General features: G+C 71.0%; 17 protein-coding genes. 5 read left to right on the forward strand and 12 right to left on the reverse strand.

Translation table 11 applies throughout. The annotated features are described in order from the left end of the window. The 12 genes from murG to NF4_RS12635 all read right to left on the reverse strand — a co-directional run bounded on the left by murG (position 1) and on the right by NF4_RS12635 (position 14,739). Positions 1–1,146 (reverse strand): undecaprenyldiphospho-muramoylpentapeptide beta-N-acetylglucosaminyltransferase, encoded by a 1,146-nt coding sequence (murG, locus tag NF4_RS12580; RefSeq protein ID WP_063127520.1) that lies wholly within the window; start codon positions 1,144–1,146, stop codon positions 1–3. Continuing rightward, a complete protein-coding gene (gene ftsW / locus NF4_RS12585; RefSeq protein WP_063127522.1) occupies positions 1,143–2,582 on the reverse strand; it encodes a putative lipid II flippase FtsW in 1,440 nt (479 codons plus the stop codon). Before ftsW ends, murG begins: the two co-directional genes overlap by 4 nt. Further along, positions 2,579–4,045 carry a UDP-N-acetylmuramoyl-L-alanine--D-glutamate ligase gene (gene murD, locus NF4_RS12590; RefSeq protein WP_063127551.1) on the reverse strand — a complete coding sequence of 489 codons (1,467 nt, stop codon included), beginning with the start codon at positions 4,043–4,045 and terminating at the stop codon, positions 2,579–2,581. The genes ftsW and murD overlap by 4 nt, the downstream gene beginning before the upstream one ends. 49 nt (positions 4,046–4,094) lie before the next feature. Further along, positions 4,095–5,171 (reverse strand): phospho-N-acetylmuramoyl-pentapeptide-transferase, encoded by a 1,077-nt coding sequence (gene mraY, locus NF4_RS12595; RefSeq protein ID WP_030523849.1) that lies wholly within the window; start codon positions 5,169–5,171, stop codon positions 4,095–4,097. After that, positions 5,168–6,721 carry a UDP-N-acetylmuramoyl-tripeptide--D-alanyl-D-alanine ligase gene (locus tag NF4_RS12600; protein ID WP_063127524.1) on the reverse strand — a complete coding sequence of 518 codons (1,554 nt, stop codon included), beginning with the start codon at positions 6,719–6,721 and terminating at the stop codon, positions 5,168–5,170. Before NF4_RS12600 ends, mraY begins: the two co-directional genes overlap by 4 nt. Further along, positions 6,718–8,334: a UDP-N-acetylmuramoyl-L-alanyl-D-glutamate--2,6-diaminopimelate ligase gene (locus NF4_RS12605; protein ID WP_084533083.1), complete on the reverse strand. Its 1,617-nt coding sequence runs from the start codon at positions 8,332–8,334 to the stop codon at positions 6,718–6,720. Before NF4_RS12605 ends, NF4_RS12600 begins: the two co-directional genes overlap by 4 nt. An 89-nt stretch (positions 8,335–8,423) precedes the next feature. Further along, complete coding sequence (locus NF4_RS12610) at positions 8,424–10,391, reverse strand: peptidoglycan D,D-transpeptidase FtsI family protein (RefSeq protein WP_157120254.1); 1,968 nt, start codon at positions 10,389–10,391, stop codon at positions 8,424–8,426. Continuing rightward, complete coding sequence (gene ftsL / locus NF4_RS38580; protein ID WP_198165320.1) at positions 10,388–11,314, reverse strand: cell division protein FtsL; 927 nt, start codon at positions 11,312–11,314, stop codon at positions 10,388–10,390. Before ftsL ends, NF4_RS12610 begins: the two co-directional genes overlap by 4 nt. Before the next feature lie 235 nt (positions 11,315–11,549). Beyond that, positions 11,550–12,527: a 16S rRNA (cytosine(1402)-N(4))-methyltransferase RsmH gene (gene rsmH / locus NF4_RS12620; RefSeq protein ID WP_063127559.1), complete on the reverse strand. Its 978-nt coding sequence runs from the start codon at positions 12,525–12,527 to the stop codon at positions 11,550–11,552. Positions 12,528–12,805: 278 nt separating this feature from the next. Further along, complete coding sequence (gene mraZ / locus NF4_RS12625) at positions 12,806–13,237, reverse strand: division/cell wall cluster transcriptional repressor MraZ (RefSeq protein ID WP_030523855.1); 432 nt, start codon at positions 13,235–13,237, stop codon at positions 12,806–12,808. 483 nt (positions 13,238–13,720) lie between these two features. Further along, on the reverse strand, positions 13,721–14,152 hold the full coding sequence (locus NF4_RS12630; protein WP_063127525.1) for an SCO2097 family morphological protein: 432 nt from the start codon (positions 14,150–14,152) through the stop codon (positions 13,721–13,723). Between the two features lie 194 nt (positions 14,153–14,346). Next, complete coding sequence (locus NF4_RS12635) at positions 14,347–14,739, reverse strand: SAV_6107 family HEPN domain-containing protein (protein ID WP_063127527.1); 393 nt, start codon at positions 14,737–14,739, stop codon at positions 14,347–14,349. Between the two features lie 235 nt (positions 14,740–14,974). Here NF4_RS12635 and NF4_RS12640 point away from each other — a divergent pair, with 235 nt between their 5' ends. Genes NF4_RS12640 through NF4_RS12660 form a run of 5 tightly spaced genes read left to right on the forward strand, consistent with a single transcriptional unit; the run spans position 14,975 to position 19,964 of the window. Then, entirely contained in the window at positions 14,975–15,592 is a 618-nt protein-coding gene (locus NF4_RS12640; RefSeq protein ID WP_063127529.1) for a GNAT family N-acetyltransferase, read from the forward strand. Continuing rightward, the gene (locus NF4_RS12645) at positions 15,589–17,154 is read left to right on the forward strand and encodes a phytoene desaturase family protein (protein WP_063127531.1); all 1,566 of its coding nucleotides are present in this window, start codon (positions 15,589–15,591) and stop codon (positions 17,152–17,154) included. Before NF4_RS12640 ends, NF4_RS12645 begins: the two co-directional genes overlap by 4 nt. After that, entirely contained in the window at positions 17,139–17,978 is an 840-nt protein-coding gene (locus tag NF4_RS12650) for a carotenoid biosynthesis protein (RefSeq protein ID WP_439956751.1), read from the forward strand. The genes NF4_RS12645 and NF4_RS12650 overlap by 16 nt, the downstream gene beginning before the upstream one ends. A 16-nt stretch (positions 17,979–17,994) precedes the next feature. Beyond that, positions 17,995–18,774, forward strand: coding sequence for an LppM family (lipo)protein (locus NF4_RS12655; RefSeq protein ID WP_063127533.1), 780 nt, complete (start codon positions 17,995–17,997; stop codon positions 18,772–18,774). Further along, positions 18,771–19,964, forward strand: coding sequence for a glycosyltransferase family 2 protein (locus NF4_RS12660; RefSeq protein ID WP_157120256.1), 1,194 nt, complete (start codon positions 18,771–18,773; stop codon positions 19,962–19,964). Before NF4_RS12655 ends, NF4_RS12660 begins: the two co-directional genes overlap by 4 nt. Positions 19,965–20,027 lie beyond the last annotated feature (63 nt).

The raw sequence follows: 20,027 nt of genomic DNA on the forward strand, positions 1-20,027 counted from the left end.
TCACCGGCCCGCCGCCCGCAGCACGATCCGGGCGACCTCGTCGGCGGCATCGCGATGGCCGGCGCCGGCGGCGGCACGACCCATCTCGGCTACGCGTGCTGGATCCGTGAGCAGCGGTATCACCTCATCGATCACATATTTCGGGGACAGTTCGGGGTCGGCAACGATTCTGCCACCACCGGCCGCGACCACGGGCCGGGCGTTGAGTTCCTGTTCACCGTTTCCGTGCGGGAGCGGTACGTAGACCGCGGGCAGCCCGACCGCCGACACCTCGGCGACGGTCATCGCCCCGGACCGGCAGACCACCGCGTCGGCGGCGGCGTAGGCGAGATCCATCCGCGACAGATAGGGCACCGCCACATAGGGCGCGGCGGGGTCGGTGGAGGAGACGTCCAGCGTGTTCTTGGGGCCGTGGGCGTGCAGCACCGAGATACCGGCCGCGGCCAGCTGCGGGGCCGCGCCCGAGATCGCGTCGTTGAGCGACCGCGCCCCTTGGGAACCACCGAACACCAGGAGCACCGGGCCGGTCGCGGGCAGCCCGAAATGCTCCCGCGCCTGCGCGCGCAGCCCGGCCCGGTCGAGTGAGGTGATCGCGGCCCGCACCGGGATGCCGACGACCTCGGCGTCGAGCCCGGAATCCGGTACCGCGGCCAGTACCCGGGTCGCGCGCCGCGCGCCGACCTTGTTGGCGATACCCGCCTTCGCGTTGGCCTCGTGCACCACCACCGGCACCGCACGACGGCGCCGCAGGGCCCCGCGGCCCGCGGCGAGGTAGGCGGGCAGCGCCACATAACCGCCGAACCCGACGATCACATCCGCCTCGACGGCGTCGATGATCTCGCGGGTACGCCGCACCGAGGCCCGGACCCGGCCCGGCAGCCGCAGCAGATCCGCACTGGGCTTGCGCGGCAACGGCACCGGCGGGATCAGTTCGAGCGGGTACCCCCGTTCGGGCACCAGGGTCGTTTCCAGTCCGCGCTCGGTGCCGAGCGCGGTCACCCGGATCCCGGGATCGAGTCGCCGCAACGCGTCGGCGACGGCCAGGGCCGGTTCGATATGCCCGGCCGTACCGCCACCCGCGACGATCACCGATATCGCGTCCGCGCGCGGCGCCGTGTGCTCGCCTGCGGACCGTGGTGCGCTCACCTGTTTCTTCCCCGTTCTCGTGCGTGTGTCACCGAATAGCTGGGTTCCCAGGCCCGGGTGGCCCGCAGGGTGTCGGTACCCCGGCTGTTGGCGCGCGACCGGGCCCGCGCGGGCTCGTCCCGGGGCTCGCCGCGGGCCGGGCGGCGCGCCGGACCCCGGTCGCGATCGGCCGCGGCGGCGCGGGCCCGCACGGGATGGTAGACCTCCGGTTTCGGCAGCCGCAGCAGGCGACTGACCCGCCCGTCCTGTCCGGCGTGCAGGGCCGCCACCGCCTCGGGTTCGTGCCGGGCCGCGTTGGCGATGATGCCGAACATGAACAGTGTCAGTGCCAGCGACGAACCGCCCGCCGACACCAGCGGCAACTGCAGTCCGGTGACCGGCAGCAGGCCCACCACATAGCCGATGTTGATCAGCGCCTGCCCGGTGATCCAGGTGGTGGCGGTGGCGGTGAGCAGGCGCAGGAAGGGGTCCACCGAGCGGGCGGCGATCCGCAGGCCGGCGTAGACGAACAGCGCGAACAGACCCAGCACCAGCGCGCAGCCCAGGAACCCGAGTTCCTCGCCGATGATGGCGAAGATGAAGTCGTTGTGCGAGTTGGGCAGATAGCTCCATTTGGCCCGGCTCTGCCCGAGCCCGCGACCCCACAGACCGCCGTCGGCCAGCGAGTACATCGCCTGCCGGGCCTGATAGTTGATGCCCTGGGGGTCGTCGGCGGGATTGAAGAAGGCGCGCATCCGGTCGGAGCGGTAGCCGGCCGAGAGCGCGAGGGCGAGGGCGGCGATGGCGCCCGAGGCGAGGATGGCCACGAACAACCGCACCGGCAGGCCACCGAACCACAGCAGCGCCAGCAGGACGATGCCGAGCGCGATGGTGGTGGACAGGTTCGGCTGCAACACGATCAGCAGGCACACCAGCAGTCCGGCCGGAACCAGCGGCACCAGAAGGTTCTTCAACCCACCGGGATCGTTGGCCGCCCGCCCCGCGGCACGCCGCGAGATCAGCAGGTGGGCGCCCCACACCACGAACGTCACCTTCACCAGTTCCGACGGCTGGATCGAGAACAGCCCCAGATCGATCCAGCGGCGCGCGCCGTTGACCGTACTGCCGACCCCCGGGATCAGCACGAGGACCAGCAGCAGGACCGATACCGCGAATACCGGGAAGGACAGCTGACGCAACCGCCGGAACGGTATCCGCAACGCGAGATAGAACAGCACCGCGCCGACCATCGCGTACATCATCTGCTGGACGAACAGCGAATACGCCGACCCGCCGTCGGCGTAGGACTCCACGCTGGAGGCCGACAACACCATCACCAGCCCCAGCACGGTGAGCAGGGTGGCGATGGTGACGACGAGATGGAAGGAGGCCAGCGGCCGCGCCAGCCAGGCGCCGAATCGGCCCACCTGTACCTGTCGCGTGCCGCGCGGTCTCATAACCGCCGCCCGAGGTCCTCGTCCTTCAGATCCTCGACCGCACCGGCGAAGCTGCGGCCCCGGTGGGTGTAGTCGGTGAACATGTCCAGCGAGGCCGCCGCCGGCGCGAGCAACACGGTATCGCCGGGCCCGGCGAAGGCCGCCGCCTCCCGCACCGCGCGCTCCATCACCGCGTCGGCGATTTCGGTGTTGCGGGTCCCGGTGATCGCCTCGTCCATGACTGCCTGCCCCATACCGGCATGATCCCGCGTATCCAACTCGACCACGGGGACTTCCGGCGCGTGTCGCGCCAGCGCGGCCGCGATCACCGGGGCGTCGGCACCGAACAACACGACGGCGACCAGTCGCTCGGCGACCTCCTCCACCAGATCCTCGACGCCGGCGCCCTTGAGCTGGCCGCCGGCGATCCAGACGACATGCTGATGGCCCAGGATCGACGACCGCGCGGCGTGCGGGTTGGTGGCCTTGGAGTCGTCGATGAACTCGACGCCACCCAGTTCGCGCACCAGGGCCGACCGGTGCGGGCCGACCTTGTGCTCGATCAGGCCCTCGCGGACGAACTGCGGCGCCACATCGATGGCCCGGGTCAGCGCGGCGGCGGCCAGGGCGTCGGCGATACCGGCCGGGCCGGGCGGGCTGATCTCCTTGGACTCGGCCAGGATCGCCGCCTTGGTGAACGCCCGGTCCAGCAGTTTGCCGTCGACCACACCGAGTTCACCGTCGGCCGGGACGCCGATCCGGAATCCGATCGTGCGGCGCGCCTTCGAGCGACGGGCCAGGCGGGCGGCCACCGGGTCGTCGAGTCCGACCACCCCGACCCGCCCCAGCAGGGCCCGCGATTTGGCGGCGGCGTAGGCGTCGAGCCCACCGTGCCAGTCCAGATGGTCCTCGGCCACGTTCAGCACGACACCGGCCTCCGGCCGCACCGACGGCGCCCAGTGCAGCTGGAACGACGACAGCTCCACCGCCAGCACCTGCGGCCCGGGATTGCGGCGCAGGGCGTCCAGGATCGGCAGCCCGATATTTCCGCAGGCGACACTGGGGATACCGGCGGCCCGCAGGATGGAATGGGTCATCTGCGTGGTCGTGGTCTTCCCGTTGGTGCCGGTGACCACGAGCCATTTGCGGACCGGACCGTAGATCCGGGCCTGATCCACCCACCAGGCGAATTCGACATCGCCCCAGACCGGGATACCCTCGGACACCGCCGAGGCCAGGACCGGGGAGTCCGGCCGCCAACCGGGACTGGTGATCACCAGCGCGAACCGCGACCAGTCGGTGTTCTCCACTTCGACCGCGGGCACGATGTCCAGCCCCAATCCGGCCGCTTCGGCCAGCGCCGCGGCACCGCTGTCGGTCACCACGGGCCGGGCCCCGATATCGCGCAGCGGCGTGATCAGCGAACGACCCGAGACACCCCATCCGGCGACCAGCACATCGCGGCCGCGCAGGAATTCCAGCATCGGGCCCGGCGAACGCAGGGCCCGGGGCGTATGTTCCTCCATCGTCAACTCACCCGACCGCGGAGAGATATTCGCTGTAGAACAGGGAGAGCCCGGCGGCCGAGGCCATCGCGGCCAGCAACCAGAACCTGATGATCACCGTGGTCTCCGCCCATTTGCTCAATTCGAAATGGTGATGGAACGGCGCCATCTTGAACAGCCGGTTGCGGGTGGTCCGGAACACCGCCACCTGCAGTACCACCGACGCCGCCTCGGCGACGAACAGCGCACCGATGACCACCATCAGCAGTTCGGTGCGGGTGGTGATGGACAGCCCGGCGAGCAGGCCGCCCAGGGCCAGCGATCCGGTATCGCCCATGAAGATCTTGGCGGGCGCGGCGTTCCACCACAGGAACCCGATGCACGCCGCGGTGCCGGCCGCGCAGACCAGGGCCAGATCCAGTGGATCGCGCACGTTGTAGCAGCCGGTCTCGGGTTTGGTCTCGCACGAGTGGTAGTACTGCCAGAAGGTGATGACGACGTAGCCGCCGAGCACCAGGCTCATCGACCCCGCCGCCAGACCGTCGAGGCCGTCGGTGAGGTTCACCGCGTTCGACCAGGCCACCACGATGAGGCAGACGAAGGCCAGGAACACGACGACACTCATCGAGACGGTGTTGATATCGCGCACGTACGACAGCTGCCGGCTCGCCGGGGACAGCCCGCTGCCACCGGGGAACTGCAGCGCCAGCACCCCGAACACCACCGCGGCGGTGATCTGGCCAAGGTATTTGCCCGCGGCCGTGAGCCCGAGATTGCGGCCCTTGCGGATCTTGATGAAATCGTCGATGAATCCGACCACGCCCAGCGCGGTGGCCAGGCCCAGCACCAGCAGCGCGGAGGCGGTGGGACCTTCGGCCTCGTAACCGATCCCGATCAGATGGGAGCCGAGATACCCGGCCCACATGCCGATGATGATCGCCACGCCGCCCATGGTGGGCGTACCGCGTTTGGACTGATGGCTGGCCGGGCCGTCGACCCGGATCTCCTGCCCGAAACCCTGCCGGGCGAATATCCGGATCAATAGCGGCGTCAACAGGATCGACACCGTCAGTGCGATCGCCGCCGCGAACAAGATCTGTCTCATCGCACTGCCTCCGTGCTCACCCCGTCGGCGGCGCCGGCGCCGCCGGGTGCCGGTGTGCCGGCACCCGTGTTCTTCTCACCCGCGGCCAGCAGTTGTTCGGCCACCGCCCACAGGCCGACCGATTGCGATGCCTTCACCAGCACCACATCACCCGCGCCGACTTCGGCGGCAAGCAACTCCACGGCCGCTTCGATATCCGGGACGAGCACCGATTCCTCACCCCATGAGCCTTCCATGACCGCTCCCTGGTGCATGCCCCGGGAGGGTCGTCCGGTCCCGACCACGATGAGCCGGTCCACATCCAAGCGGACCGCGAGGCGGCCGATCCCGTCGTGTTCCACCACCGATTCGGGGCCGAGCTCGGCCATTTCCCCGAGGACTGCCCAGCTGCGCCGCGGGGTGTCGCCCGACCGGGCCATGGTGACCAGCGCTTTGAGTGCGGCGCGCATGGAATCCGGGTTGGCGTTGTAGGAATCGTTGATCACCGTGACCCCGGCGGCACTCGTGCGTACGTCCATCCGCCGCGCCGACGCCGCCCGGGCGCCGCCGAGCGCGGTCACGAGGGTGTCGAGATCGGCGCCGCATTCCAGGGCCACCGCAGCGGCCGACAGCGCGTTGCCGACCTGGTGTTCCCCGTGCACGGCCAGGGTGACCGGCCGGTCGCCGAGCGGTGTGTGCAGGGTGAACGAGGCGCGGGCCTGTTCATCGAGAGTGGTTGCGGTGGCCCGGATCTGCGCGCCCGCGGAATGCCCGACCGTCACCACTCGGGCCGCCGTCCGCGAGGACATCGCGCTGACCTTCGGATCGTCGGCGTTCAGCACGGCCAGACCGGTTTCGGGCAGCGCCTCCACGAGTTCGCCCTTGGTCTGCGCGATCGCCTCGCGGCTGCCGAATTCGCCGAGATGCGCGGTACCCACATTGAGGACCACCCCGATACTCGGGGGCGCCACCCGGGCCAGCGCGGCGATATGCCCGGGCCCGCGCGCCGACATCTCCAGCACCAGGAACCGGGTGTCCGGACCGGCCCGCAGGGCGGTCCAGGGATGCCCGAGTTCGTTGTTGAAGGAGCCGGGTGGGGCCACCACCGGTCCCAGCGGTGCGAGCACCGCCGCCAGCAGATCCTTGGTGGACGTCTTACCCGAGGACCCGGTAACGCCGATCACGGTCAGTCCACCGGCCGCGACCAGCCGCGACACGCTCTCCCGGGCCAGCGCGGCCAGCGCGGTCAGCACCGCGGCGCCCGCACCGGTCGAATCATGGCTCAGCGCAAGCGCGCTCGACGGCACCGACCCCGATGCGGGGGGCACGACGACGGCCGGCACCCCGACCGGCCGGGCGGCCAGTACGGCGACCGCGCCGGCTTCGATCGCGGCGGCCGCGTAGTCGTGGCCGTCGACGCGCTCGCCCGGCAGTGCCAGGAAGATATCGCCGGGACCGACTCGGCGCGAATCGAATTCGACCGAACCGGTCACCCTCACCTCCGGGTCACCGACGTCGTGCAGCGTTGCGCCCACGACCTCGGCGATGTCCCGCAGTGTCATTTCGATCATGAAACTGTCAAGTCCTCCGCGCCCGCCGACCACGAACCGTTGTCCGCGCCCCCGGAACTGTGCCGCAATGTCGAATCGATCGCCGCCGCGAGTACCTCGCGGTCGTCGAACGGATATTTCACCCCGTTGATCTCCTGCCCTGCTTCGTGGCCCTTGCCGGCCACCAGCACCACATCGCCCGGGTGGGCCCAGTCGACGGCCGCCGCGATGGCCGCGGTCCGGTCGCCGATATCGCGGATCTCGCCGCGTTGCTCGTCGGCGACGCTGCGCGCGCCCGCGACCAGCGACGCGCGAATCGCGGCGGGGTCCTCGGTCCGTGGATTGTCGTCGGTGACGATGAGCAGATCCGCGCCGCGGGCCGCGGCCGCGCCCATCGGGCCGCGTTTACCGGTGTCCCGGTCCCCGCCGGCGCCGACCACCACCGCCAACCGGCCCCGGCTCCCCGCCGTGGCCAGGTGGGTGCGCAGCGTGGCGATCACCGATTCCACGGCGGCGGGTTTATGGGCGTAGTCCACCAGGGCCAGGAACTCCTGCCCACGTTCCACCCGCTGCATCCGGCCGGGTACGTCCACCGTGGCCAGTGCGGGCGCGGCGGTCCCCGGCGCCACTCCGGCGGCCGCGCACACCGCGACCGCGAGCAGGCCATTGGCGACGTTGTAGTCACCGGGCAGCCGTAACCGCACCGGCGTCTCGCCGTCCGGTCCGGCCGCGGTGAACTCCTGTTCACCGCCGTGCGCGCGGGCAGGACCGGCCAGCGACCAGTCCGCCGGCCCGGTGGTCGCCACCCGGATCGGCGCGGCGAGGCCGTCGGCCAGACGGCGGCCCCAGGCGTCGTCCACACACACCACGGCGGTGCGGGCGGCGACCGGGGACTCCGGTTCGAACAGCCGGCGCTTGGCGGCGAAGTAGTCCTCGAAATCGGCGTGGAAATCCAGATGGTCCTGCGACAGGTTGGTGAACGCGCCGACGGCGAACCGCACCCCGTCGACCCGGCCCAGCGCCAGGGCGTGGCTGGACACCTCCATCACCACCGCGTCCACGCCCTGCTCCACCATCAGCGCGAACATGGCGTGCAATTGCGGCGCCTCGGGCGTGGTCAGCGCGCTCGGGACCCGGCGGCCCCCGATTCGGGTCTCGATGGTGCCGATCAGGGCGGTGGACAGACCACCCGCGGCGAGCCCGGCCTCCACCAGATACGACGAGGTGGTCTTACCGGAGGTGCCGGTGATCCCGATGATCCGCAACCGCTCGGACGGATGTCCGTAGATCGCCGCGGACAACTCGCCGAGGACGGCCCGCGGATTCTCCCGCACCAGGACGGGTACCTGCAGGTCACCGGCCAGTTCCGCCCCGGCGGCGTCGGTGAGTACGGCGACCGCGCCGCGGGCCACCGCGTCCGCGGCGAACCGGGCGCCGTGCGCCCGGGAGCCGGGTAACGCCGTGAACAGATCACCGGGCAGAACCGCGTCGGAGCGCTGTTCTATCCCGGTGACGAGTAGGTCGGTGGCGACCGGTGGCCGAAGTTCGGCGTCGATCAGATCCAGCAGGTCGGGCAGCGGTGTCGACAGCGGCCGGGCCGGCCGCAGCGAGGGCTGGCTGGACTGCGCGGGCACAGGATTCCTCTCTGCATGATGAAGCGCGGATACGACGACGAGTCAGGTTACCGACGCCGGGTCACGGTCGGGTAAGCCGGTTCGCCGAATCACGACGCCTGCAGGACGAACTGCCGTTCCGGCTCGCTCGACGGCGGAATCCGATCCCGCTGCAGTGCCCAGGAAGCGATGTCATGGAACAGTGGTGCGGCCGACTGCCCGCCGCTGCCGTCGAAGCTGCGCACCGGCGCGTCGAGCATCAGTCCGATGACATAACGCGGGTTGTCCGCGGGCGCGATACCGGCGAAGGTGATCCAGTACGACGAGCTCGAATAGCAACCGCAGTTCGGGTCGACCTGCTGCGCCGTGCCGGTCTTCCCGGCGATCCGGTATCCGTCGACCGCGGCGGGGGCACCGGTCCCCATCTGCACTCCGGTCGGATCGTTCTGCACCACCGACTGGAACATGGTGCGCAGTGTGCGTGCGGTCTCGGGGCTCACCACGCGCACCCCGTCGGGCGCCGGCTCCTCGGTGCGGGTCCCGTCGGGTGCGACGGTGGCGCGCACGATACGCGGCGGCATCCGGAGCCCGTCGTTGGCGATGGCCTGGTACATACCGGTCATCTGCAGGGTGGTCATCGAAAGTCCCTGCCCGATGGGCAGGTTGGCGAATGTACCGCCGGACCACTGGTCCCGGGCGGGCAGCAGACCGGAACTCTCCCCGGGCAGTCCGACCTCGGTGCGCCGGCCCAGACCGAAGCGTTCGAGCATATCGGCGAACCGGTCCTCGCCGACCCGCTGCGCCAGCATCAGGGTGCCCACATTGGAGGATTTACCGAAGATCCCGGTCGTGGTGTAGGGGGCCACGCCGTGCTCCCACGCGTCTCCGACGGTCACCCCGGACATATCGATGCGGCCGGGTACCTGATGCACCTCGTCCGGCGTGGTGAGACCGTATTCGACGGCCGCGGCCGCGGTGACGACCTTGTTGACCGAGCCGGGTTCGAAGGGCTGGGTCACCGACGGGTTGTCCAGCCCGGCCGGATCCCAGTGCTGCGGGCCGAGCGCCGGATTGAACGTGTTGTCGTTGGCCATGGCCAGCACCTGGCCGGTTTTGGCGTCCAGCACCACCGCGGAGGCCGATTTCGCGCCCGATCGATCCTTGGCCTGCTGCACCTGCTGCTGCACATGGTTCTGCAGGTAGGAGTCCAGGGTGAGTTCGACATTGTTGCCGTCGACGGCGGGCTGGCGGTCGCGGAGACTGCCGGGGATGACCGCCCCGTCGGAGCCGCGGTCGTAGGTGTAGGAGCCGTCGGTGCCGGCGAGGGCCGAATCCAGTGAGGCCTCCAGCCCGACCCGGCCGTGGCCGTCCCAGCCGGTGGCCCCGACGATATTGGCCGCCAGCGAACCGCCCGGGTATTCGCGCAGATCCTGGCGTTCGGTACCGACCTCGGGGAACTTCGCGGTGATCTCGTCGGCTTTCCGCGGGTCGACATTGCGGGCCAGGTAGACGAAGGTCTGGTCGCTGCGCAGTTTCTCCAGCAACTCGGCTTCCTTCGGCCCTTCGTCACCGAGGATCTGGTGGACGGTCCGGGCGATATCTTCGAGCCGCCGATCCGGATCGGGCGCCGAATCGTCCTTCGCCCGGGCGTCGGCGAGATCCTTGCGCACCCGCACGGGCTGGAAATTCAGCGACTGGGCGGTGATGGTGAAGGCCAGGGATTTGCCGTTGCGGTCGGTGACGGTGCCGCGGGTGGCGGGTAGATCCTGGTAGGCCGTGCGCTGTCCGGCCGCCTGCGCCGACAGCGTGGGCGCGGCGATGGTCTGGATCCACAGCAGTTGCAGGGCCACCACGGTCAATGCCACCAGCATGATCAACCGGCCCACGCCGAGCCGGAGGCGCACCGGTCCGTTCGGCGCGGAACGCCCACCCGGACGGGTCCGCCGGGGTGGCTGCCGGGACCCGCCGGACGCGGACCGCGCGACCTCGGCGGATCGCTTCTTCGTTTTTCCGCGATCGGTCGCGGCCCGGGATCTCGGCGCGGAATCGCGCCCGCGCCCCGACCCGCGCCGGTTCATCGCATCTCCTCACCCGCCGTAACGGGCGGCAGCGGCGCGACCGAGGTGGGTTCGACATCGCCCGGCGTATCCGCGGGCGCCGGGGCCGCGTCCCCGACCGGAGCGGGCGCTTCGACCGGGGCATCACCCTCGACCGGAGCCGACGCGCCGGCCGGAGCGGTTCCGTCGGCCGGTGCAGGCGCCTCGGCCGGGTCGGTTCCGTTTGCCGGAGCGGCGCCCTCGGCCGGAGCAGCCGGCGGTGTCATACCGTCGGCCGGAGCGGTACCCGCCGGGGCGGGGACGCCCTCGCCCGGCTGCGGCGCGGGCGTGGGATCGCTCCCCGGGGCCGCGAGCACACCACCCGGGCTCGGCGCGGCCGAATCCGGCTGTGGCAGCGCCGGGACCGGCACGATCCGCTCGCCCGGGTCCGCGCCGGAGCGCGGCGCTCCGGCGCGGGGTCCGTTCAGCGGCGGCGCCGGCGGGCCGTAGGCGGGCTTCGGTTCGCCGACCACAGTGACCGCACCGTCCGGCGCGACGACCAGCCGCGCCGGATCCACCGCCGGGATCATGCCCAGTTCCCGGGCGCGAGTGGCGAGTTCGGGCGCGGAATCGGCGGCCGCGACCTCCCGCTGCAATGCCGCGCGTTCGTCGGCGAGCACCCGATTGGCCTCGCGCGCGTCGCTGAGCTGATAGCTGTCCTCGGCGGCGCGGGTGGTCAGTACCAGCGTGAGCGCGAGACCACAGCCGAACATGGCCAGGATGGCGGCAACGAACGGTCCGCGACCCGCCAGCTCCGACCGCGGCGCGGCCACCGGCGCCGTACCGGACGACCCGCCGATGCGCTGCCGGCGCCGGGCGTAGGCCCGCTGCGCGGCACCGGATTTCACCCGCTCCGCGTCGTGTACCCGCCGAGCCGGTCGCCCGGTCTCGGTACGTGTGCTCACGCTCATACCTGACACCCCCGTATCGGTGTGATGGCCCGCGGTTTCGGCCCGCGTACCCCTGTGCTGTGGTCCGTAATGCCCAGCCGGTGCTCCCCTGACACCACGATTTCGCGAACACCGAGGTGATATCCGCATCCGGCACCAGCACCGTCGTACCGCAATCGCGCCACGCGGACAAGCGAATTCGCTGCTCCGCGGGCCATCGCTGCGGCGTGGCCGGTGCCGGTGTCCGGCTTCATCCCGCCTCCTGCACGATCTTCTCGGCGGCGCGCATCCGGACCGGCGCGGCGCGGGGATTCTCCTCGATCTCGGCGGGTCCGGCCTGTTCGGCGCCGCGGGTCAGTATGCGGAACTCCGGTCCCATACCCGGGAGTTCGACCGGAAGCCCCACCGGGGTGCGGGATTTCGCGCGTTCGGCCAGCTCGTGTTTGACCACCCGGTCTTCGAGCGACTGATAGGACATGACCACGATGCGGCCACCCGGGCGCAGTGCCGCCAGCGCGGCCGGGAGGGCCGCGCGCAGCGAATCCAGTTCACCGTTCACCTCCACCCGCAGCGCCTGGAAGGTGCGCTTGGCCGGATGTCCGCCGGTCCGGCGGGCCGGCGCGGGGATGGTGTCGTAGAGCAGACTCACCAGCTCGGCACTGGTACGCAACGGCTGCCGGGCGCGGCGCCGCACGATCTCGGCGGCGATCCGGTTCGCGAACCGTTCCTCGCCGTAGACCTTCAGCACCCGGGCGATCTCGCCCTGGCTGTAACTGTTGAGCACATCGGCGGCGGTCGGGCCGGTGGTCGCGTCCATCCGCATGTCCAGCGGGGCGTCCACGGAGTAGGCGAAACCCCGCTCCGCCTCGTCCAACTGCATGGACGAGACCCCGAGATCCATCAGGATCCCGCTGACCGAACCGGTGGCCGGCAGACCGGCCTCCGCGAGCGCGGCGGCGATTCCGTCGTACCGGGTGTGCACCAGGGTGATTCGGTCGGCGTAGGGCCGGAGACGGTCGGTGGTGAGCGCGAGCGCGCGGGTATCGCGGTCGAGGCCTACCAGCCGGAGATCGGCGTGGGTGCGCAGGAAATATTCGGCATGGCCGCCGAGCCCCAACGTGGCATCCAGGTAGACGGCGGCCGGGCCGTCGAGCACCGGGTCGAGCAATTCGGCGGCGCGGGTGAGCAGAACAGGGACGTGTCGCGTGCCGTGCTGCTCACGGTTCAAATCGACCTCCGAATTCGTGCCTCGCTCCGTGACGACCCGATTCGGGTCCCATCCGCACCTCAGGTGGATGCGGATCACCGGCGCCGAAGCGGGCGAACAATTGATTGCGCGAGATGCGGCCGCGCCGCCGTTCGATCCGGCGCGCCACGGGGTGAGCGACAGAAGGAAAATCGGTGACGTAACGAATGCCGCGGGGTCTCTGACCGAAGCGGCACCTGGCGTCGGGGAAGTACGTCAGGGTCCGCATCCGGGCAGAGGCCGCGTGGCACTCGCGCGGGCTAGAAGATTCCGCCCAGTGCCTCGTCTCTCGCTTGTGCGTAGTCCTCCTCGTGCTCGGCGAGGTAGGTCTCCCACGCCTGCTTGTCCCATATCTCCAGGAAGTCGACCGAACCGATGACCGTACAGTCGCGGGTGAGGTTGGCGTACCGGCGATGTTCGGCCGACAACACGATCCGGCCCTGCGTGTCCAGCCGCTGTTCGTCCGTGCCCGCTGCCAGCGCCCGGATGAAGGCCCGCGCCTGCGGGTTGCTCCGGGATGCCGACGCGGCGCGCCGGGCGAGCGCACTGAACTCGTCCTTCGGATAGACGGCAAGGCTGTGGTCCTGTCCTTTGGTGACCATCAACCCTCCCGCCAGATCGTCTCGAAACTTTGCGGGCAACGTGAGTCGCCCTTTGTCGTCCAGACGAGGTGTGTAAGTACCGAGAAACAACCCGATACCTCCTACCGGACCACCTCGAATGGTGTTGACCGGCTACGCCGGTCGAGTGCCTCGCGGCCTCTCCTGTAGTGCGCGCTCCACATTACCCCACTTTCCCCCACTTTCAATCGAAACACGGGGTGATGTGCCTCCCCGGCCGTCCGATTTCGCAGGTCACCCCAGCTATCACCGGCCGGGTGAACTTTTCGTGGGCTCTGCCTCCCTGCGCGCGTCTATACCCCCCGGCTCCGGCGGGCCCCGTCAACTTCCAGCAAACCCCCTGTTCACGCCTTTACCGCCGGGGTGGTGGGGCGCGGTGGGGGAACCCGGTGGGGCGGGGTGGGAGAAGGTGGTCCGGCGCACAGTCCAGCGGCCCGGCCGGTCACGCGCGCATCCCGCGAGCGAACAGGTACGGCACAGAGCGAACAGCGGTGCCGCCCCGGGAACGGGTGCGGCACCGCTGTCGGCTGCAGAGCCGGCGCGAACGCCGGGTGGCTACTCCTCGAACCTTCGGCGGAAGCGATCCTCCATGCGCTCGGTGAACCCACCGGAGCGGCGCGGACGCCCACGCCCGCCGGTTGCTCGTTCCGATGATCCGGAACCGGCGGAATCACTCGGTGCACCACCGCCGCGGCCGGGCGTGGCACCCTTGGCGCCGCCGAGCAGGAGCAGTACTCCGGCGCCGAACATCACGATGAACCCGATCAGACTGATGATCGGGAAGCCGCCGGGTCGCACCGGAAGGGCGATACCCGCGACGAGTAGGACAAGGCCGAGTATGAACAAGGCCGCGGCCTGGAGTCGACGGCGACTCGAGGCCGTACGAAGACGTCCACCGCGGACGGACGACGCGAACTTCGGGTCCTCAGCATAGAGCGCGCTCTCGATCTGTTCGAGCATGCGCTGCTCGTGCTCGGAGAGTGGCACGGTACCTCCCCCGGCACTAGGTCGTGGCTGTCGCCTCCGGGTAGGCGACAGATAACCCCTTGGCGGCTATCTGTCATCAATGATACGAGTTCGCCAAGAGCGGTACCACCATATGGGTGCAGCCGAACGAAGTTCGTCGCCGGATCGAATCCCGCGCAGGCCGAAACAGGAGGTCCGGGGGTCGGCGGTGGTTCCTACCGGAGCGCGTCGTCTCCGTCACCGGCGGCGCGCAGCCGGGCGGCCGGCGCGATGAGATCCTCGACGTCGTGCAGGAACGCAGCCACCCGCGAGGAGAACTCGTCGGCCGCCGCCTCGTCGATCTCCCGGGGCAGCCCGGCCTCCAGCGCCGCCCGGGTCGCGGAATGGCCACTGAAATAGTCCGCCCACATCACGAATTCGGGCGCGGCGCGCTGCAACATCACCCACGCGTTACGGGAGCGGGCCCGCGGCGCGGTATCGGCGCCGGTGAGCGCCAGCACCGCGCCCGCACCGCGCAGGGCCGCCAGGTAGGCCACGCGGAACCGTTCCCGTGGATCCCGCTCCCCCGCCGCTTCCATGAGCAGCCCGTCGGCGCGCCGCAACAGCATCCCCGCCCGCCCCGGTTGCACCGGGTGCACGCTTCGATCCGACATAGCCGTCCCTCCGTATCTCGCCTGTCACCCCCCGCGGCGGTCCACCGGTATGGCAGGCTGAGCGTGCACCGTGGGGGCGAACAAGTTTTCGAACGTTTGGCTCGAGCTTGAATATAGAGACGACCACCGACATGTTCGTGCGCCGAAACCTGCCGCCCTGCCGACCGCGAAAGAGCCCACCGATATCGCAATGACAGCCGTCAAGTCGAACAATCTCCCCGCCCCGGTCGTCGTCGACCTCTCGGAAGCCGCGCTGCGCGCCCGGTTGCACGACGCCCTGGCGGTCTACGTCGCAGCCATGGACTATCCACACGGCACCGAGCATCACCGGGCACCGATGTGGACCGAGCACACCCACCGCGCGGGCTGGCACGCGGTCGCCGCGGTGCTGCCCGAGGACAACGGCGAATTCGACCTGCGCCATTCCCCGCTCGTCGCCATCGCCTACGGCTATCGGGGCGGCCCCCATCAGTGGTGGCAGCAGCAGGTGCACGCGGGGCTGCGCCGATCCGGGTGGCCGGAGCCGGCCACCGCGCAGCTGCTCGGCGACTATTTCGAACTCACCGAACTCCATGTGCACCCGAGCGCGCAGGGCCGCGGTATCGGCGCGACCCTGCTCCAGCGGTTGCTGCGGGACCGCCCCGAGCGGGCCGTGCTGCTGTCCACCCCGGAGGTCGGCGAAGAGGACAACCGGGCCTGGCGCCTGTACCGCCGGATGGGTTTCCGCGATGTACTACGCGATTTCGTGTTCGCCGGCGACAACCGCCGCTTCGGGATCCTCGGCCGGTCGCTGCCACTGCTGCCATGACTGTAGTGATCATCGGTTCCGGCCACAACGCGCTGGTGGCGGCCTGTTACCTGGCGCGGGAGGGTCGCCGGGTCCACGTCCTGGAGAGCGATACGGTCCTGGGCGGGGCCGTATCGACCGTGGCGCGTTTCCCCGGCCACCGGGTCGATCGGGGCTCCTCGGCCCATCTGATGGTCCGGCACACCGGGATCATCGAGGAGCTCGAACTGGAACGCTTCGGGCTCCGGTACCTCGACTGCGACCCCTGGGCCTTCGCCCCGGCCTGCCCGGAGACCGGGGCGCCGCCGATCGTGTTCCACCGTGATCTGGAGCGGACCTGCGCGTCGCTGGCCGCCGCCTGCGGCGACCGCGATGCTGCGGCCTACCGGCGTTTCGTGGACGTCTGGGCGCCGCGGGCCCGGCGGGTGATGCGCTCGTTCGGCGGCGCGCCCACCGGGGGGCGGCTGTTGCGCTCGTTCTGGGGACTGGACGCCCGCGACGGCGGCAGCGCGCTGTCCCGGGAGTTCCTGCAGTCCGGTGACGCGCTGCTGGACACCTGGTTCGACGACGAGCGGCTGAAGGCGGCACTGGCGTGGTTCGGGGCGCAGTCGGGGCCGCCCATGTCCGAACCCGGAACGGCGCCGATGGTGGCGTTCGCGGCGCTCATGCACACCTTGCCGCCCGGCCGGGCGGTGGGCGGCAGCGGTGCCCTCACCGAGGCGCTGGTCGCCCGGTTGCGCGGGGACGGCGGCGAGGTCACGGCCGGTGACGCGGTCACCGCGCTGACCCGCCGGGTCGACGGCTGGCGGGTCCGCACCGCGGCCGGGCGGGAATACGACGCCGATACGGTGATCGCGGGCACCCATATCCTCACCACGCTGGAACTGTTGCGCGCGGGCGGCTTCGATCCGGAGCCGCTGCGACGGTGGCGGCGGCAGATCCGGGTGGGCCCCGGGATCGGCATGGTGGTGCGGGCAGCGACCAGCGATCTCCCGCGGTACCCGGGCGCGACGCCCGCCGAATCGGCGACCGGACTGCAACTGCTGGTCTCGGACCGGCGCCGGTTGGCGCTGGCGCACGGCAGTGCGCTGGGCGGGCGGTTACCACCCCGGCCCGTCGTGCTCGCCATGAGTTTCAGCGCCCTGGACCCGAGTATCGCGCCCGCCGGGCAGCATCAGCTCTCGCTGTGGTCGCAGTGGCATCCCTACCGGCTCGCCGAACAGGGCGGATGGGACCGGCACGCCGGAGCCGAAGCGGACCGGATCATCGGCGAACTGGATCGGTACGCGCCCGGGTTCGCGGACTCGGTGCTGGACCGGTACGTCCAGACGCCGGTGGATCTGGAGCGTGAGATGGGACTGCTCGGCGGCAATGTGATGCATGTGGAGATGAGCCTGGACCAGATGATGCTGTGGCGGCCGCTGCCGGAACTGTCCGGGCAGCGGGTGCCCGGCGCGCCCGGCCTCTACTTGACCGGCGCGTCGACCCATCCCGGGGGCGGCGTGTCCGGAGCCAGCGGGCGTACCGCCGCGCGCCTGGTACTGCGCGACAGCCGCGGGATCCGCCGGTGGATACGCCGCTAGCGGGTCCGGCGGCCAGGCGGCGGGATCTGCTTCCCGCGGGTCTGCTCGTCGTGCTGGTCGGCACGCAGATCGCCTACCCGCTGACCACCGGTCCGGCCCGCGACGCGGTGACGGTGGCCGTGGTACTGCTGACAGCCGGTACGGCCCTGCTGCACGCGGCGGTGACACGCGGGATCGGCTACGCGGCCGGGTTCCTGGTGATCGTCTCCGGGATCGGCCTGGTGGCCGAGGCGGTGGGCACGGCGACCGGGATACCGTTCGGGTCCTACGACTACGCGGACGGACGGATCGGACCACAACTGTTCGATGTTCCGCTGGTGGTCCCGCTCGCGTGGACCGGCGGACTGTATCCGATCTGGGTGGTCGCGGGCCTGCTGTGCCCGCGCCCGGTGGCGCGGATCGGCGCGACCGCGGTGGGCGCGATGGGCTGGGACCTGTTCCTGGATCCGCAGATGGTGGCCGACGGGCAATGGCATTGGCAGAACACCGATTCGGGGCTGCCCGGTCTGGCGGCCATCCCGTACACCAACTATCTCGGTTGGCTGGCGGTGGCGGCGGTGATGGCCGCGGTGCTCACCGTCTGGGAGCGAACCGCGCGCGGATCCGCGCGGCCCGCGATCCCGATCCTGATGTTCCTGTGGACCTGGCTCGGCTCCGCGCTGGCGCACGCGGTGTTCCTCGGACTGCCGTATTCGGCCGGCTACGGGAGCGTCGTCCTCGGCGTTCTCGGGGTTCCGCTGCTGGTCCGGCTGGTTCGCGACGCCACCGGACGCAGGGCCGGGCACGATCGGCGAACCGTCGGGCCCGTCGCATGGCGTCGGTGAGTTCCGGCCTGGCACCATGTCATCCGTGCCTCCGAGTCCCGTTACCGCGAAACCCGGCTCCCCGGTCCCCGCTCCGCGCTCGCGCCGTCCGCTTCGGGCGCGGATAGCCGCCGCCCTCCTCCTGGCCGCCCTGCTCACCCCGGCGCTGGCCGGCTGCCTGCGCGTCCAGGCCTCGATGGGCCTGTCGTCCAACGACCGGGTGTCGGGCCGAATCGTGGCCGCGGTCGTCCCGGAGAACAGTGAGGACAAGGGGCCGCAGCTCACCGCTCCCGAGACCCTGGCGTCCAAGGTGCGTATCGAGCCGTACAACCAGGACGGGTACATCGGTAGCGAGGTGTACTTCGACGATCTCAACTTCGGCGAAGTGGAACAGCTGTCGCAGCTCTCGGAGCAGGCGCAGGGCCTGTTCGACCTGCAGTTCCAGCGCAACGGCGACCTGGTCAGCCTCAATGGCCGGGTGGACCTGGAGACCCTGGCCCCGCACGGGTCCGATGTACAGCTGAGTGTGGCGTTCCCGGCCCGGGTCGCCAAGACCAACGGCAACCGCGAGGGCGATTCGGTGGTCTCCTGGAAACTGCCCGCCGGTGAGGTCAGTACGGTCCGCGCCGAGGTCGGTTACGCCGATCCGAACACGCGGTCCTTCGCGGGCTGGGCGGGAATCGTCGGCGGTATCACCCTCGCGGTCGCGGCGGTGGTCATCGCCCTCGCCTATGTGGACCGCAATCCACCCCGGCCGGGCGCCCCGGCCGGTTTCTCATTGCGACGCTGGTGGGCCGAGGTCAAATCCAACGCGTGAGACCGCGGGCCCGACGGTGGGTCCGGCGCGCGGTGGCCGGCGGGACCGGTATCGCCGTGGCCGGTGCCGCGCTCACCGCATGGAACCGGCGCACCGTACCGCGACTGTCCCCCGCGCCCGCCCCGGTCACCGAGAACGTCACCGTCTGCGTGCCCGCACGTGACGAGGCCGCCCTGCTCCCCGGTCTGATCGCCGACCTGCGCGCCCAGACAGGGGTGGCGCGGTTGCGCATCCTGGTCCTCGACGATGCCTCCGGCGACGACACCGCCGAGCGCGCACGGCAAGCGATGGGGGGCGACCTGCGCTGCGAGCTGCTGCGCGGCACCACCGGCCCGCCGCCGGGCTGGACCGGCAAGGCCGCCGCCTGCGCCGCCCTCGCCGAGCACGCCCGGCAGGCCGGCGGCGAAACCGGGGCACTCGTCTTCGTCGACGCCGATGTCCGGCTCGCGCCCACCGCGATCGCCGCGGCGGTGGCGTGTCTGCGGGAACTCGACGTCGCGTTGCTGGCGCCCTGGCCGCGGCAGCGGGCCGAGACCGTGGCCGAACGCCTGGTGCAGCCGCTGCTGTGCTGGTCGTGGGCGTCCACTCTGCCCGTCGCGTGGGCCGATCGCGGCACCCGGGGCTCGACCGTCGTGTCCTGTGGTCAGTTCCTGGTCTTCGACGCGGCGCGGTATCGCGCGGTCGGCGGCCACTCGGAGGTCGCCGGCAGTGTCACCGAGGATCTCGATATCGCCCGGGTCCTGCGCCGCGCCGGCGACCGGACCGCGGTGGCGGCCGCGGGTGGACTGGCGCGCACCCGGATGTACCGAAACGCGCACGAACTGGTAACCGGCTACGACCGCTGGCTCTGGTCGGCCTACGGTGGCTCGGTCGCGGGCGGGACCGCGGTGGGCGCTGTCGCCGCGTGGGCGTACTGGCTGCCCCCGATGGCGGCGGTGCTGGGCCGCGGCCGGCTGCGCCGGATGGGCCTGCTCGGGTACACCGCCGCGGTCGCGGGCCGCTTGCTGGCCCGCACGCTGGAGTCGGGCCGTGGGCCGGACCGTGGCGACCTCGCCGATGCTCTCGCCCATCCCGCCTCGGTCGCCACCTACCTGCTGCTGTGGGGACACTCACACCGCGCTCGCCGGCGCAACGCGCTGACCTGGCGGGGACGCCCTCTGTTGCCCGGCCAAGAGCTGGATTCTCGATGATTCTTGGTCTTGTGCCCGCCGGGCACCCGGCCGGATGATGAACCCGCCCGGCACGACCGGCGG

The sequence above is a fragment of the Nocardia fusca NBRC 14340 genome (assembly GCF_001618425.1).
Taxonomy (GTDB): Bacteria; Actinomycetota; Actinomycetes; order Mycobacteriales; family Mycobacteriaceae; genus Nocardia; species Nocardia fusca.